Source organism: Streptomyces sp. NPDC056948, from assembly GCF_042674225.1.
Classification (GTDB): domain Bacteria; phylum Actinomycetota; class Actinomycetes; order Streptomycetales; family Streptomycetaceae; genus Streptomyces; species Streptomyces purpurascens.
This window is the reverse complement of sequence record NZ_JBHUQX010000052.1, coordinates 15003-31192: the sequence shown is the minus strand read 5'-3', so window position 1 is coordinate 31192 and position 16190 is coordinate 15003. Positions and strand designations below refer to the sequence as shown.

The following is a 16190-nucleotide window of genomic DNA, read 5'->3' as shown; positions in this document are numbered from 1 at the left end:
GGCCGGGGCCGGGTGATCTTCCGAAACCGTCTGCCTGGACGGAGCCTCAGCGGCCGCGGCCCCTCCCCCGGCGTCCCCGGCCCTCGTCCGGCTCGTCCTCGTGCGGTCCGAGCAGCTCGTCCGCCAGGGAGGGCAGGTCGTCCAGCGGCGTCTCCTCGGCCCAGTCGGACCGGCGGCGGCGCGGCTCGCCCTCGGCGTCGACCTGGGGCAGCTCACGCGTACGGTCCTGGGTCCCGTCGGGGCGGGAGGCCGGGGAGTCGTCCCGGAAGTAGCCGGGCGGCACCCGGTCCGCCGGTTCGTCCCCGCGTACGGGCGGCAGCACAGCCGTCTCCTCGGCGTCCCCCGGCCGGACCGGAGGCAGCACGGCGGTCTCGTCCGCTGCCCAGGAAGGCGTGTCCTCGGCCCCGGGGCGCACCGCGGGCAGCACCTCGGTCTCCTCGCCCGCACCCGGCGGCACCGGCGGCTTCGGCAGCTCGGCCGTCACCTCGGCGTCGGTTCCCCCGGGGGTCCGGCCGCGGCCGGAGGCCTTGCCGTCGGGCCTTTCGCCGGCCTTGTTGCCGGTGTCGTTGCCGGCCTTGTCGTCCCGCACCCGGCGCAGCACGGTCGTCTCGTCCAGGGAGCCGGAACCGGAACCGGAGCCGCCCGGGGCGTTCTCCGGTGTCACCACGGGCGTCGGCACGGTCGCCGCGTCCTGAGCGTCCGACGCCCGGGACGCACCCTGCGGAGCCGAACCCTGGCCAGAACCCTGGGGAGAGCTCTTCGGTCCCGCCTCCGCGGCCGCGGCCGCCGCCTCCGCCAGGCGTCGCGCCTCCTCGGCCCGCAGCAGCGCGGCCTCGGCCTTGCGCTGCTTCTCCAGGCGGAGCGCCTCGGCCTCGGCACGCAGCCGGGCCTCTTCCTCGGCCTGCTTGCGGCGCCGGTCCTCCTCGGCCTTGCGGCGGGCCTCTTCCTCGGCCCGGGCCTTCTCCTCCGCGAGGAGCCGCGCCCGCTCCTCCTCGGCCTTCTTCTGCGCTTCCTCGGCCCGTCGCCGGGCCTCCTCCGCCTGCCGTTCGGCCTCGCGCCGCTGCGCCTCCTCGAGCTCGCGCCGCTTGCGCTCCTCCTCCTCGGCACGCAGCCGGGCGAGCTGCTCCTGGCGCTCGCGCTCCAGGCGCTCCTCCTCGGCCTTGCGGGCAGCCTCTTCCTCGGCCTTGCGGCGGGCCTCCTCCTCGGCCTTCTTCCGCGCCTCCTCCTGGGCCTTGATCTCGGCCTCGGACAGCGGCAGCACCTGGTCGAGCCGGTGCCGGATGACGGTCGTGACGGCCTCGGGCTCCTGGCCCGCGTCCACCACCAGGTACCGCCCGGGGTCGGCCGCGGCCAGGGTCAGGAAACCGGAGCGCACGCGCGCGTGGAACTCGGCGGGCTCCGACTCCAGCCGGTCGGGCGCCTCGGTGAACCGCTCGCGGGCGGTCTCCGGCGCGACATCCAGCAGGACGGTCAGATGCGGCACGAGCCCGTTCGTGGCCCAGCGGTTGATCCGGGCGATCTCGGTCGGCGACAGATCGCGGCCCGCTCCCTGGTAGGCCACGGACGAGTCGATGTACCGGTCGGAGATGACGACCGCGCCGCGCTCCAGGGCGGGCCGTACGACGGTGTCGATGTGCTCGGCCCGGTCGGCCGCGTACAGCAGCGCCTCCGCGCGGTGCGACAGGCCCTCGCTGGACACGTCCAGCAGGATCGACCGCAGCCGCTTGCCCACCGGCGTCGCCCCCGGCTCGCGCGTCAGCACGACCTCGTGGCCCTTGCCGCGGATCCACTCGGCGAGCGCCTCGGCCTGCGTGGACTTGCCGGCCCCGTCGCCGCCCTCCAGGGCGATGAAGAAACCGGAGGACGCGGACGCCTGCTCCGGGTCGTCGCCGCCGAGCAGCGCGTCCCGCAGGTCCTGCCGCAGCGGCACGCCGGAACGGTCGTCGACCTTGGCCAGCACCAGCGCGGCGACGGGCAGCAGCAGGGCGCCGGCGAGCATCAGCGTGAAGGCCGCGCCGCCGTGCGCGAAGACGAACTTGCCGCTCTCCAGCCGGTGCGGCCCGATCGCCGCCGCCACCAGCGGGGCGATCACCGCGCCGAGCGCCACACAGACCCGGACGACCGCGTGCAGGTGCTCGGTCGTACGGGACCGCCGGTACTCCTCGGCCTCCTGGTCGAGCAGCGTGTGCCCGATGTTGGCGGAAATGCCCGCGCCGACACCGGCCAGGGCGAGGATCAGCAGCACGGTGGTGACGTCCGGGACCAGCCCGGCGGCCAGCAGCGCGACACCGGTGAAGGCGATCACCAGAGCGAGCAGCCGGCGGCGCGACAGGGCGGGCAGCAGGGCGGGCGCCGTACGGATGCCGACGACGACACCGCCGGTGAGCACGCCCACGAACAGGCCGTACAGCACCGGGCCGCCGCCCAGGTCCTTGGCGTGCAGCACGGACACGGCGACGGCGGCGGACACCGCGGCGGCGACGGCCGCGCAGGCCAGCACCAGCAGCGGCATCGCGCCGGTGCGGCCCTTGTCGGCGCCGGCTGTGGTCTTCGGGCGGCGCAGCCCCTCGAGCGGCGACCGCGCGCGCGGGGTGCGCGTGGCGGGCAGCTCGAGGAAGGTCAGCACGGAGAGGGACGCGGCGAACAGCCCGGCCGCCACGTACGAGGCGAGGGCCGCCTGGTGCTGGCCGAACCAGTCGATGCCGACGCCCAGCAGGTTGTTGAAGAGGGCCGCGACGACGAGCACGACGGCCGCGAGGGGGATCGCGACGAAACCGGTGCGCAGCGAGAGCCGGCGCAGGGCGTCCAGGTGGTCGGGCAGCGGCCGGACCGTCGCGCCTTCCGGCGGCGGTGCGGGCAGCAGCGCGGGGGCCGCGCTCTCGCGGCACACCGTCCAGAAGCGCTCGGCGACTCCCGTCACGAAGGCCGTGACGAGGAGCATGGCCAGTGCGTCCTCGGGCATCCAGTCGATCCACAGGGGCGCGACGATGAGGAGCGCGGCGCGCAGCCCGTCCGCGCCGACCATGGTCCAGCGTCGGTCGAGCGGGCCGTCCTGGGAGGTGAGCGCCGTGAGCGGGCCGAGGAGCACGGCGCCGAACAGGAGCGTCGCGAGGATGCGCACCCCGAAAACGGTCGCCACTGCGAACGCCACGCCTCGGTAGCCGCCCCCGAACGCACCCTCGGCGACAGCCGCCTGGAGGGTGAGCAGGACCAGCACGAGAAGGGCCAGGGTGTCGCCCACACCGCCCACGAGCTGTGCGCTCCACAACCGCTTCAACTGCGGACGGCGCAGCAGGGCGCGGACGGCGCGCTCGCGGGAGTCCGCGACCAGGGCTTCGTCGGGGGCCGGTGGAGAGGCCGTGGGCTGCTCGGCTCGCGTCATGCATTCAGCCTATCGGCAGCCACCGACACCCTGGAGGGCCCGTCCTGGCATGCGCACGCCCCGACACCGAAGTGTTGCCGGGGCGTTCGCTTTTCGAACCCTGGGCGAAGACCCGGACCTTGGCGGCCCGGGTCCCGAACAGGTCCTGACCGGGCCTCAGTCCTCCGCCGGCTTCGAGGCGGTCGCCGTCTTGGCCGCCGTCTTCTTCGCCGTGGTGGTCTTCTTGGCCGTCGTCTTCTTCGCGGTCGTGGTCTTCTTCGCCGCGGTCTTCTTGGCTGTCGTCTTCTTCGCCGGGGCCTTCTTGACCGCCTTCTTGGCGGTCTTCTTCACCGGCCCCTTCGCGCGCTTCTCGGCGAGCAGCTCGAAGCCGCGCTCCTGGGTGATCGTCTCGACGCTGTCGCCGGAGCGCAGGGTCGCGTTGGTCTCCCCGTCGGTGACGTACGGCCCGAAGCGGCCGTCCTTGACGACGACCGGCTTCTCGCTCACCGGGTCGGTGCCCAGCTCCTTCAGCGGCGGCTTGGCGGCCGCCCGGCCCCGCTGCTTCGGCTGAGCGTAGATCGCCAGCGCCTCTTCCAGCGTGATCGTGAAGAGCTGCTCCTCGGCCTGGAGCGAGCGCGAGTCCGTGCCCTTCTTCAGATACGGGCCGTAGCGGCCGTTCTGCGCGGTGATCTCCTGGCCCTCGGCGTCGGCGCCGACGACACGCGGCAGCGACATCAGCTTCAGGGCGTCGTCGAGCGTCACCGTGTCCAGGGACATCGTCTTGAAGAGGGAGGCCGTACGCGGCTTGACCGCGTTCTTGCCCGTCTTCGGGGTGCCCTCGGGAAGGATCTCCGTCACATAGGGGCCGTAGCGGCCGTCCTTGGCGACGATCGTGTGGCCGGTGGCCGGGTCGGGGCCCAGTTCGTAGTCGCCGCTCGGCTTGGCGAGCAGCTCCTCCGCGAGGTCGACGGAGAGCTCGTCCGGCGCCATGTCGTCCGGGATGTCGGCGCGCTGGTGCTGCTCGGTGTCCTTCTCGCCGCGCTCGATGTACGGCCCGTAGCGGCCGACCCGCAGCACGATGTCGTTGCCCACGGGGAACGACGACACCTCGCGCGCGTCGATCGCGCCCAGGTCGGTCACCAGCTCCTTGAGGCCGCCGAGGTGGTCCCCGTCGCCGTTGCCGGCGTCGGCGGCACCGCCCTCGCCCGTGCCCTCACCGAAGTAGAACCGCTTCAGCCACGGCACGGACTGCGCCTCACCGCGGGCGATGCGGTCGAGGTCGTCCTCCATCTTGGCGGTGAAGCTGTAGTCGACGAGCCGCCCGAAGTGCTTCTCCAGGAGGTTGACCACGGCGAAGGAGAGGAAGGACGGGACGAGTGCCGTGCCCTTCTTGAACACGTAGCCGCGGTCGAGGATCGTGCCGATGATCGACGCGTACGTCGACGGGCGGCCGATCTCGCGCTCTTCCAGCTCCTTGACCAGGGAGGCCTCGGTGTAGCGGGCCGGGGGCTTGGTGGCGTGCCCGTCGACCGTGATCTCCTCGGCGCTCAGGGCGTCGCCCTCGGAGACCTGGGGCAGCCGGCGCTCGCGGTCGTCGAGCTCGGCGTTCGGGTCGTCGGCGCCTTCGACGTAGGCCTTCAGGAAGCCGTGGAAGGTGATCGTCTTGCCGGACGCGCTGAACTCGACGTCCCGGCCGTCGGACGCCGCGCCGCCGATCTTCACCGTGACGCTGTTGCCGGTCGCGTCCTTCATCTGGGAGGCGACGGTCCGCTTCCAGATCAGCTCGTAGAGCTTGAACTGGTCGCCGGTCAGTCCGGTCTCGGCGGGAGTGCGGAAACGATCACCCGAGGGGCGGATCGCCTCGTGGGCCTCCTGCGCGTTCTTGACCTTCCCGGCGTACGTCCTCGGCTGCGGCGGCAGGTAGTCGGCGCCGTACAGCTGCGTGACCTGGGCGCGGGCGGCGGCGACCGCCGTGTCGCTCAGGGTCGTGGAGTCCGTACGCATGTACGTGATGTAGCCGTTCTCGTACAGCTTCTGGGCGACCTGCATCGTCGCCTTCGCGCCGAAGCCGAGCTTGCGGCTGGCCTCCTGCTGCAGCGTCGTCGTACGGAACGGGGCGTACGGCGAGCGGCGGTAGGGCTTGGACTCGACGGACCGGACGGCGAACCGCGTCTGCTCCAGGGCGGCGGCCAGGGCGCGGGCGTTCGCCTCGTCGAGGTGGAGGGTGTTCGCGTTCTTCAGCTGTCCCAGGGAGTCGAAGTCACGGCCCTGCGCGACCCGCCTGCCGTCGACGGACTGCAGGCGCGCGACCAGCGACGACGGGTCCGACGAGTCTCCGGCGCGGCCGGTCGCGAAGGTGCCCGTCAGGTCCCAGTACTCAGCGGAACGGAAGGCGATGCGCTCGCGTTCCCGCTCGACGACGAGTCGCGTGGCGACCGACTGGACACGGCCCGCGGACAGCCGCGGCATGACCTTCTTCCACAGGACCGGCGAGACCTCGTAGCCATAGAGGCGGTCGAGGATGCGGCGGGTCTCCTGGGCGTCGACGAGCTTCTGGTTGAGCTGGCGCGGGTTGGCCACGGCGGCCTGGATCGCGGCCTTGGTGATCTCGTGGAAGACCATCCGCTTGACCGGGACCTTGGGCTTCAGCACCTCCTGGAGGTGCCAGGCGATGGCCTCGCCCTCGCGGTCCTCATCGGTGGCGAGGAAGAGTTCGTCGGACTCCTTCAGCAGGTCCTTGAGCTTCTTGACCTGTGCCTTCTTGTCGGCGTTGACCACATAGATCGGCTGGAAGTCGTGTTCGACGTCCACACCGAGGCGGCGGACCTCGCCGGTGTACTTCTCGGGCACCTCGGCGGCGCCGTTGGGAAGGTCGCGGATGTGCCCGACGCTCGCCTCGACGATGTATCCGGGCCCGAGATAGCCCTTGATCGTCTTCGCCTTGGCGGGCGACTCGACGATGACGAGTCGGCGGCCGCCCTCTGCGGTCTCGCTGGTCGGGGACAACTTCGCTCTTCTCTCCGGTCGACGCTGGGGCCTCCCCGGAGTCGCATGCCCGGGGCTGGGTCGTGGTGACGCTGCGGAGTGTGACGGTACAGCCCGCCCCCGTGTCAAACGGGAAAAGCCCACAACGGCCACTCGAACGGTAACCCGACTACCACCATTCCTGCCGCCCGGAGTGCCCGTACCCGGCCCGGCCCTATGCGGAGCGCGACCTCTCGATTACCGGTGGGCGCGACGCCGACTCGGGCTTCAGAGGCGGGTGAAGCACCAAGTTCCGACCACCAGGGCGAGCACCGCGACGACGCTCGCGAGGGTCGCGGATGCGACAGGCCTCACACCTTCGGCGACGGGCCGGTGCTGACGTACGCGCGTCACGGTCCACGCCAGCAGTCCGCCTCCGAACAGGGAGAACACGGCTCCCGCGAAGATCGCCGGTTCGCTCTCCATGGCCCCCGTGCCTCTTTTCCTCAGTCCGCGACTCTCCAGCCCCGGGAGGCTGACACGCGTGGGCGGCGGGCAGGCGAACCGTAGGTGAACGCCGGGGCGACGCGGCTGTCGATCCGGGAGGACCGACCCCTCGGGACCCGTTCGGGACGAGGTGTTCAAATCGACTCGAAATTTATTGGCGGCCCTCTTCGCCGGGCCCCCTCAGCCCGCCGCCTCGCCGGGTTCCCTCAGCGGACCGGCTCCAGGAACCCCTGCTCCACGAGCAGCCGGATCTGGGCCGGTGTGCGGTCGCGCAGCAGCACCGGGTCCTCGCCGATCAGCTGGGCGATGGCGTCGAGGATGCGGCCGGCGCTCATCGTGCCGTCGCAGACGCCCGCGAAGCCCGCGCCGACCGTGTCCACCCGGGTCGCCCGGCGCATGCCTCGGTTCTGGCGCAGCACGACATGCTCGGGGTCCTCGGCGCCGGGCAGCCCGACCTGTTCCTGCACGATCTCGGCGGCGAGCCGGAAGTGCCCTTCGAGCAGGGCGGCGTCGTCATGGCCGCGGAGGTGGTCGAGCCGGTCGAAGTGGGCCCTGATGGTGTCCCCGAGCGGCTGCTCGACCGGATGCGGCCACTCCTCCACCGTGAGGGAGGGCACGGCGGCACCTGTCCTGCGCAGGGTGATCCAGCCGAAGCCGACGGCCTTCACCTTGCGCGCCTCGAACTCGTCGAGCCATGCGTCGTACCGCGCCCGGTACTCCACCGCGTCGCCCTCATGGTCGCCCGCGTCCCGCAGCCACAGCTCGGCGTACTGGTTGACGTCCTGCACCTCGCGCTGCACGATCCACGCGTCGCAGCCCCGGGGCACCCAGGACCGGAGCCGGTCCTGCCAGTCCTCCCCTTCCACGTGCTGCCAGTTGGCGAGGAACTGCGCGAACCCGCCCTCGTTCAGCCGCTCCCCCGCCTCCTGAACGAGCGTGCGGCACAGATCGTCCCCGCCCATGCCGCCGTCGCGGTAGGTGAGCCGGGCACCGGGAGAGATCACGAACGGCGGGTTCGAGACGATCAGGTCGTACGTCTCGTCGTCGCGGAACGGTGTGAAGAGGGAGCCCTCGCGCAGATCGGCGGCCGGGGCACCGGACAGGGCCAGCGTGAGACCGGTGATGTGCAGCGCGCGCGGGTTGAGGTCGGTGGCCGTCACCCGGGTGCTGTGCCGGGCCGCGTGCAGTGCCTGGATGCCGGAACCGGTGCCCAGGTCGAGGGCGGCGCCGACGGGCGTACGGACGGTGATGCCGGCCAGGGTCGTGGAGGCGCCGCCGACGCCCAGGACAACTCCCTCGTCACGGCTGCCGATCCCGCCGGCGCCACCGACCGCGCAGCCCAGGTCCGACACGATGAACCAGTCCTCGCCGCCGGGCCCGCCGTACGGCCGCACGTCCACCGTGGCGGCGAGCTCGTCCGCGCCGGCCCGCTTGAGCCAGCCGCTCTCCAGGCAGGCGTCGACGGGCAGGGCGTCCGCCACGCGCGCGTGCGGCACGGGCTGCTGGAGCAGGAACAGCCGGACGAGCATCTCCAGCGGGGTGTCCCCGCGGGTCGCCCGGAGCGCGGGCACGGTCTCGCTCCGGGCCAGCGCCGCGTACGCGGGGGCGCCCAGCAGTTCGAGCAGTCCGTCGGCGGTGAAGGAGGCCCCGAGCAGGGCGTCCCGGAGCCGGGCGGCGACCTCGGGGCGGTCGGGGGCGGGCAGCGGGGACCGGGGTGACTGGCTGGCGTTACTCACGCCCCCCATTGTGGCCGCCGGAACCGGTGGCGCACGTGCCCGTGCCGGGGATCCGGTGCGCCCTCGCCGGCCGGCTCGATGTCACTCCCGACTCAGCAGTCCCCGGCGCCGCATGTTCCTCGCTCGGCTCTAGGTCGCCGACGCCGGCCCGGTGGCCGCCTTGCAGCTCGACTGCCGGGCCATCGCCTGGCCGACCTCGCCCTCCTCCAGGTTGCTGAGCGCGTCGTTCCCGCTCTTGCTCAGCTTGTCCAGCTCGGTGGCGATGTCCTTGAGACCGTCGGCGAACTTGCCCTGGTCCTTCGTGTCGAGCCCGTCGACCTGCTTCTTCAGCGAGGCGTACGACGCGGAGATCGTGTTGAGCTCCTTGACCGCGTCCTTCTGCTTCGTCTCGCCGTTCTCGACGTCCGGCGCGCCGGCCTTGTTCACCGCGGTCCCGATCGCCTTGTAGGCGTCGGACATGTCCTGGAAGGCCTGTGCGTCGGTCTTCTGGACGTTCTCCGGTGTGCTGTTGTCCGAGGTCTCCTTCTGGATCGAGGCATTGGCCGACTCGATCTTCTTGGCCTGCGGCTGTACGGCGTCGCAGACGTCCTTGGCCCAGGAGTCCAGCTTCTCGTTGTCGTCACCGCCGCAGCCCGACAGCGCCAGTACCAGTACCGCACCGCCGGACAGTGCGGCCGCGAGCTTCTTGTTCACCGGTTTGGTCCCTTCCATGGCTCTCGGCCCCGGAACATACACGCCAGAGGCACGGCAACCCCACGCCGAGCACCTATTAAGACCTATTTGTTACCTTTTGCTCCAAGCGAGATAAGGCTCACGACGTGATCGTGCGGACACACAGAGCGGGCGGACGACGCGCCAACGCGCGCCGCCCGCCCGCACCTTGAGCTGGGGCTCCACGGACCTCCCTACGAAACCACCGCCGGATCCGGAGACTTGGGTTCCGGTTCGGCATTGTCCTCGTCACCTACGGCGATCCCGCGCCGCTTTGACACGTAGACCGCCCCGGCGATCACGGCGAACGCGAGCGCCGCGATCAGGATCCGCACCCCGATGCTCTTGTCCGGGCCGTAGGAGAACTTGATCACCGCGGGCGCGATGAGCAGCGACACCAGGTTCATGACCTTGAGCAACGGGTTGATCGCGGGACCTGCGGTGTCCTTGAACGGGTCGCCGACGGTGTCGCCGATCACGGTCGCCGCGTGGGCCTCGCTGCCCTTGCCTCCGTGATGACCGTCCTCGACGAGCTTCTTGGCGTTGTCCCAGGCGCCACCGGAATTGGCCAGGAACACCGCCATCAGCGTGCCCGTGCCGATCGCGCCCGCCAGGAACGCGCCGAGCGGACCGACGCCGAGCGTGAACCCGATGAAGATCGGCGCCAGCACGGCCAGCAGACCTGGCGTGGTGAGCTCGCGCAACGCGTCCCTGGTACAGATGTCGACGACCTTGCCGTACTCCGGTTGCTCGCTGTAGTCCATGATCCCGGGCTTCTCGCGGAACTGCCGGCGCACCTCGTAGACCACGGAACCCGCCGACCGCGACACCGCGTTGATCGCCAGCCCCGAGAAGAGGAAGACGACCGCCGCACCCGCGACGAGACCCACGAGGTTGTTGGGCTGCGAGATGTCCATCATCAGGCTCATCGGCGCACCTTCGCCGCCGAGCTTCTCGCCCACGTCACGCGCCCCGGTGATGATCGCGTCGCGGTACGACCCGAACAGCGCCGCCGCCGCGAGCACGGCCGTGGCGATCGCGATGCCCTTGGTGATGGCCTTGGTGGTATTGCCGACCGCGTCCAGGTTGGTGAGCACCTGCGCGCCCGCCCCCTCGACGTCACCGGACATCTCCGCGATGCCCTGCGCGTTGTCGGAGACCGGCCCGAAGGTGTCCATCGCGACGATCACGCCGACCGTGGTGAGCAGGCCGGTACCGGCCAGCGCCACCGCGAACAGCGCCAGCATGATCGACGTACCCCCCAGCAGGAAGGCCCCGTACACGCCGAGGCCGATCAAAAGGGCGGTGTAGACGGCGGATTCGAGACCGACGGAGATACCGGCGAGGACGACGGTGGCCGGACCCGTGAGCGACGTCTTGCCGATGTCTCTGACGGGCCGCCGGGTGGTCTCGGTGAAGTAGCCGGTCAGTTGCTGGATCAGGGCGGCGAGCACGATGCCGATGGCCACCGCGACGAGCGCGAGGACCCGCGGGTCACCGTCCTTGCCCAGGATGGCCGCGTCGGTGACGCCGTCGAGCTCCGAATACTTCCCCGGCAGGTAGACGAACACGGCCACCGCCACCAGCACGAGCGAGATCACCGCGGAGATGAAGAACCCGCGGTTGATCGCGCTCATACCGCTGCGGTCGGCGCGCCGGGGCGCCACCGCGAAGATGCCGATCATCGCGGTGATCACACCGATCGCCGGCACGAGCAGCGGGAAGCCGAGCCCGGCGTCGCCGAAGGCCGCCGAGCCCAGGATCAGCGCGGCGACCAGGGTGACGGCGTACGACTCGAAGAGATCGGCCGCCATGCCCGCGCAGTCGCCGACGTTGTCGCCCACGTTGTCGGCGATGGTCGCGGCATTGCGCGGATCGTCCTCCGGAATGCCCTGTTCGACCTTGCCGACCAGGTCGGCGCCGACGTCGGCGGCCTTGGTGAAGATGCCGCCGCCGACACGCATGAACATCGCGATCAGCGCGGCCCCGAGGCCGAAGCCCTCGAGCACCTTCGGCGCGTCGGCCGCGTACACCAGCACCACGCACGAGGCGCCCAGCAGGCCGAGGCCCACCGTGAACATGCCGACCACGCCGCCCGTGCGAAATGCGATCTTCATCGCTTTGTGCGAGACGGCGGTCAGATCCTTTTCCGGCTCGCCTGCCGCCGGGGTGGCTTCACGTGCCGCCGCGGCGACACGCACATTGCTGCGTACGGCGAGCCACATGCCGATATAGCCGGTGGCCGCCGAGAACGCCGCTCCGATCAGGAAGAACACCGAACGTCCGGCACGCTGATTCCAGTCGTCAGCGGGCAGCAGCATGAGCAGGAAGAACACGACCACGGCGAATACGCCGAGCGTGCGAAGCTGCCGTGCCAGATAGGCGTTCGCGCCCTCCTGGACCGCCGCCGCGATCTTCTTCATGCTGTCGGTGCCCTCGCCGGCCGCGAGTACCTGGCGCACCAGGACCCCCGCGACCGCTAGTGCCGCCAGCGCGACGACCGCGATGACCACGATGAGGACGCGGTTGCCATCGGTCAGTACGGCGGCTGCGAGGTCTGTGGGTTGGCCCGACTGTCGTGAGATGAAAAGCCCCGCCATTCGTCCTCCTTGACGCTTGGGCTGAGCTCAAGATGTGGACGGGATTGTAGGTACCGGAACCTGATCAAAACAGAGCGCGATAAACGGAATCGGCCTTCCGAGGTAATGCCCTGAAAGCATTCCGAAGCGTCCGTTGAGCACGCGAATGATCGTGAACGAATTCACGCGGTGAACGGCACAGGAACTACTGTAAAGGCGAGCACTGACAGCCGCACATGACGAAGGGCCCCACGAGTGGGGCCCTTCGTCTGGAACGGTGTGCGCCGTGGCCGGTTCAGACCAGAATCGTCGGCGGCGGCGTGGTCGGCCACGTCATCTTGATCAATCCGCCGTGCTCTCCCGCGCTGACCTCGACATCGTCGACGAGTCCGCTGATGACCGCGAGGCCCATCTCGTCCTCGTCGGCTTCCCCGTCGGGGTCGCCGGGACCGGCTCCGGGCACGTGCTCACCCGGGACCGCGTGCGGGGCCTCGTCGCCGACCTCGATGGAGAACTGCTTCTCCTCCTCGATCAGCAGCACCTTCACCGGTGCCGAGATCCCGACTGCCTGGTGCAGCCCGACGGCACGGGTGCACGCCTCGCCGACGGCAAGCCTGACCTCGTCGAGGACGGCCTCGTCCACTCCGGCCCTGCGCGCCACCGCTGCCGCCACCAGTCGGGCGGTCCTGACGTGCTCGGGCAGCGCGCTGAAGCGGAGCTCAACGGTGGCCATGCATCCCCCTCGCAACTACGGGCGTGCTGTGGGGAGGCTCCGGGCCGCCGAAAGCCCGGGCCCCCTCGGTCTTCACTTCTGCCGAACTTCGGCCGGCCCGGGCGCGAGGCCCGGTCCGGTGTCAGTCGGTGGCCGCAACCGCTTCCTCGACCGAGGTGTGAATCGGGAACACCTTGGTGAGGCCGGTGATACGGAAGATCTTCAGAATGCGCTCCTGGTTGCAGACCAGGCGCAGGGAGCCCTCATGGGCTCGCACACGCTTCAGGCCGCCGACCAGTACGCCGAGTCCGGTGGAGTCGAGGAAGTCCACGCCCTCCATGTCGACGACAAGGTGGAAACTGCCGTCGTTCACCAGCTCGACCAACTGCTCGCGCAGCTTGGGCGCGGTATATACGTCGATTTCGCCACCGACCCTGACGATCGTGCGATCGCCCATGGTCTCGGTCGACAGGGACAGGTCCACGGATCCTCCAGCACCTTGCTATCGAGCGGTCGCCCTTGGGGCACTCGGCTTCAGCCCTTGGACGCTTCGCCAGCCGCGATGGCATTCAATCACTTACCGGCAGGCGTGCACGACGCCTTGGCTCCATTGTCCGTCACGCCAGTGACACACTCGGTGCCGATGGCCAAGAATCACCGATCCGATCGAACCCCGACGGACCCCGCCTCCCGACCCGCGCCGGGCGTGGTCCTGGACCGGCTCACATCCGGTCCGAGCAGGGCTTCGCGCGTTACTCATACGGAGCACTTGCCCCCGCGCGAGGGTCGGCATGCCGTCTGGCCGGACCGGATCCGCGCGGAGGTCGTCGCCGCCGTGCGAGCCGCGGGCATCGAACACCCCTGGGCGCATCAGGCGCGTGCGGCCGAGCACGCGCTGGACGGCGACTCGGTCGTCGTCGCCACGGGCACGGCCTCCGGCAAGTCCCTGGCCTACCTCGTGCCGGTCCTGTCCACCCTTCTGGAGGGCGCCGAGGCCCCGAACGGCCGCGGCGCGACCACCCTCTATCTGGCTCCCACCAAGGCTCTTGCGGCGGACCAGTGCCGTTCGGTGAAGGAACTTTCACATCCGTTGGGCCATTCGGTGCGCGCGGCCGTCTACGACGGCGACACTCCGTTCGAGGAACGCGAGTGGATCCGCCAGTACGGCAACTACGTCCTGACCAACCCGGACATGCTGCACCGCGGCATACTTCCGTCCCACCCCCGCTGGTCCTCCTTCCTGAAATCGCTGAAGTACGTCGTCATCGACGAGTGCCACACCTACCGCGGCGTGTTCGGCTCGCACGTCGCCCAGGTGCTGCGCCGGCTACGCCGTCTGTGCGCCCGCTACGGGGCCTCACCCGTGTTCCTGCTGGCCTCCGCCACCGCCGCCGAGCCCTCGGTGGCGGCCCGCCGCCTCACCGGCCTGCCGGTGCTGGAAGTCGCCGACGACGCCTCCCCGCGTGGCGAACTGGTGTTCGCCCTGTGGGAGCCGCCGCTGACCGAGCTGCACGGCGAGAAGGGCGCCCCCGTCCGCCGCACGGCCACCGCCGAGGCCGCCGACCTACTGACCGACCTCACCGTGCAGGGTGTTCGCTCGGTCGCCTTCGTGCGCTCCCGGCGCGGCGCCGAGCTGATCTCGGTCATCTCCCAGGAACGTCTGGCCGAGGTCGACCGGTCGCTGGCCCGGCGTGTCGCGGCGTACCGGGGCGGCTATCTCCCGGAAGAGCGCCGCGCACTCGAACACGCCCTCCATTCGGGTGAACTGCTGGGCCTCGCCGCGACGAACGCCCTCGAACTCGGCATCGACATCTCCGGTCTCGACGCGGTCGTCATCGCCGGCTACCCGGGCACCCGCGCTTCCCTGTGGCAACAGGCGGGCCGGGCCGGACGGTCCGGGCAGGGGGCGCTGGCCGTCCTGGTGGCCCGCGACGACCCGCTGGACACCTTCCTGGTCCACCACCCGGAGGCCCTGTTCGACCAGCCCGTCGAGTCCACGGTCCTCGACCCGGACAACCCCTATGTGCTGGCCCCGCACCTGTGCGCGGCCGCGGCGGAGCTTCCCCTGACGGACGAGGACCTCGACCTGTTCGGACCGGCCTGCGAGGCCCTCCTGCCGCAACTGGAGGCCGCCAAGCTGCTGCGCCGCCGCACCAAGGCCTGGCACTGGACCCGCCGGGAGCGCGCCGCCGACCTGACCGACATCCGCGGTGAGGGCGGACGCCCGGTCCAGGTCGTCGAGACCGGCACGGGCCGGCTGCTCGGCACAGTCGACGCCGGTGCCGCGCACTCGACGGTGCACGAAGGCGCGGTCCACCTCCACCAGGGCCGCACCTACCTGGTGCGCTCCCTGGACATGGAGGACTCCGTCGCCCTCGTCGAGGAGGCCGCCCCGCCGTACTCCACGGTCGCCCGCGACACGACGTCGATCTCCGTCCTGGAGACCGACACCGAGATCCCCTGGGGCGACGGCCGCCTCTGCTACGGCTCCGTCGAGGTCACCAACCAGGTCGTCTCCTTCCTCCGCAGACGGCTCATCACCGGTGAAGTGCTGGGCGAGACGAAACTCGACCTCCCTCCTCGTACGCTGCGCACCCGGGCCGTGTGGTGGACCGTCACCGAGGACCAGCTGGACCGGGCCCGGATCAACCCGGAGATCCTCGGGGGCTCCCTGCACGCCGCCGAGCACGCGTCGATCGGCCTGCTGCCCCTCTTCGCGACCTGCGACCGCTGGGACATCGGCGGCGTGTCGATCCCGCTCCATCCCGACACGCTGCTGCCCACGGTCTTCGTGTACGACGGCCACCCCGGCGGCGCGGGCTTCGCGGAGCGCGCCTTCCACACCGCCCGCACCTGGCTGACCGCCACCCGCCAGGCCATCGCCTCCTGCGAGTGCGACGCCGGCTGCCCGTCCTGCATCCAGTCCCCCAAGTGCGGCAACGGCAACGACCCGCTGCACAAGAGGGGGGCGGTGCGGCTGCTCACGGTGCTGCTGGAGGGCGCCCCCGAGGAGAAGGAGACGGCGGAGAAGGAGGCGGAGGAGAACGCGGCGGCTGAGCAGCCGCCCGGAGGCCCGGAGGCGCCGAGCGGAGGTCCGGAGGAGCCAACCGGAAGCCCGCAGGAGCCGACCAGAGGCCCGCAGGAGCCGACCGGAGGCCCGGAGGAGCCGCCCGGAAGCCCGGAGGAGCCGCCCGGAAGCCCGCAGGAGCCAACCGGACGCCCGAAGGAGCCGCTGGAGAGCCGGCCCGCGTCCTCCCCGCCGCCGACGGGAGCTCCAGGGGAGCCGTCGGAGGCCCCGCCCGCGCCCTGACCTCCGCCGTGAACGGCCCGCGTCCCGACGCCGCCGTCACGTCCGAGATCTCGCCGACGACCTCGCACCGCACGAGCCGCACGCCCTGTGCCCGTGCCACCCGGCCGGCCCGGGCACAGGCCGCCGTACCGCCCTCGACCCAGTGGTCCGCCGCCGCGAGCGCCGCGAGATCCGCACCGCCCGCCGCACGGTGCCGGATCGCGACGGCCTGTCCCAGCGCGAGGACCACGCCGAACACCACGCACAGGACGGCGATCGCCCCGACGCTCCAGACGGTGGCGGAACCCCGGTCCGAGACGTCGAGCGTCAT

9 protein-coding genes and 1 pseudogene are annotated in these 16190 nt (G+C 71.2%); 1 reads left to right on the top strand and 9 read right to left on the bottom strand.

Annotated elements, in window-relative coordinates:
* Nucleotides 1-46: 46 nt before the first annotated feature.
* The 8 genes from tmk to bldG form a co-directional block, all read right to left on the bottom strand.
* Nucleotides 47-3382, bottom strand: a complete 3336-nt coding sequence (gene tmk, locus ACFTZL_RS09570; protein WP_382579969.1) for a dTMP kinase — start codon at nt 3380-3382, stop codon at nt 47-49.
* A 156-nt stretch (nt 3383-3538) separates the two neighbouring features.
* Nucleotides 3539-6367 carry a type I DNA topoisomerase gene (gene topA, locus ACFTZL_RS09565; protein ID WP_382579968.1) on the bottom strand — a complete coding sequence of 943 codons (2829 nt, stop codon included), beginning with the start codon at nt 6365-6367 and terminating at the stop codon, nt 3539-3541.
* Nucleotides 6368-6613: 246 nt separating this feature from the next.
* Complete coding sequence (locus ACFTZL_RS09560) at nt 6614-6811, bottom strand: hypothetical protein (protein ID WP_215119906.1); 198 nt, start codon at nt 6809-6811, stop codon at nt 6614-6616.
* 227 nt (nt 6812-7038) lie between these two features.
* Nucleotides 7039-8577 (bottom strand): methyltransferase, encoded by a 1539-nt coding sequence (locus ACFTZL_RS09555; protein ID WP_382579967.1) that lies wholly within the window; start codon nt 8575-8577, stop codon nt 7039-7041.
* Between the two features lie 120 nt (nt 8578-8697).
* Nucleotides 8698-9279, bottom strand: a complete 582-nt coding sequence (locus ACFTZL_RS09550) for a small secreted protein (protein ID WP_382579966.1) — start codon at nt 9277-9279, stop codon at nt 8698-8700.
* A 194-nt stretch (nt 9280-9473) separates the two neighbouring features.
* Nucleotides 9474-11879, bottom strand: a complete 2406-nt coding sequence (locus tag ACFTZL_RS09545) for a sodium-translocating pyrophosphatase (protein ID WP_382579965.1) — start codon at nt 11877-11879, stop codon at nt 9474-9476.
* A gap of 274 nt (nt 11880-12153) precedes the next feature.
* Nucleotides 12154-12591 (bottom strand): ATP-binding protein, encoded by a 438-nt coding sequence (locus ACFTZL_RS09540; RefSeq protein WP_382579964.1) that lies wholly within the window; start codon nt 12589-12591, stop codon nt 12154-12156.
* A gap of 121 nt (nt 12592-12712) precedes the next feature.
* Nucleotides 12713-13054, bottom strand: a complete 342-nt coding sequence (gene bldG / locus ACFTZL_RS09535; protein WP_003991900.1) for an anti-sigma factor antagonist BldG — start codon at nt 13052-13054, stop codon at nt 12713-12715.
* 78 nt (nt 13055-13132) lie between these two features.
* Here bldG and ACFTZL_RS09530 point away from each other — a divergent pair, with 78 nt between their 5' ends.
* Nucleotides 13133-15880 (top strand): DEAD/DEAH box helicase, encoded by a 2748-nt coding sequence (locus ACFTZL_RS09530; RefSeq protein WP_382579963.1) that lies wholly within the window; start codon nt 13133-13135, stop codon nt 15878-15880.
* Between the two features lie 40 nt (nt 15881-15920).
* On the opposite strand, the pseudogene ACFTZL_RS09525 reads toward ACFTZL_RS09530, so the two are convergent.
* Nucleotides 15921-16190, bottom strand: a pseudogene (locus tag ACFTZL_RS09525) (Rv3654c family TadE-like protein); the annotation flags it as partial.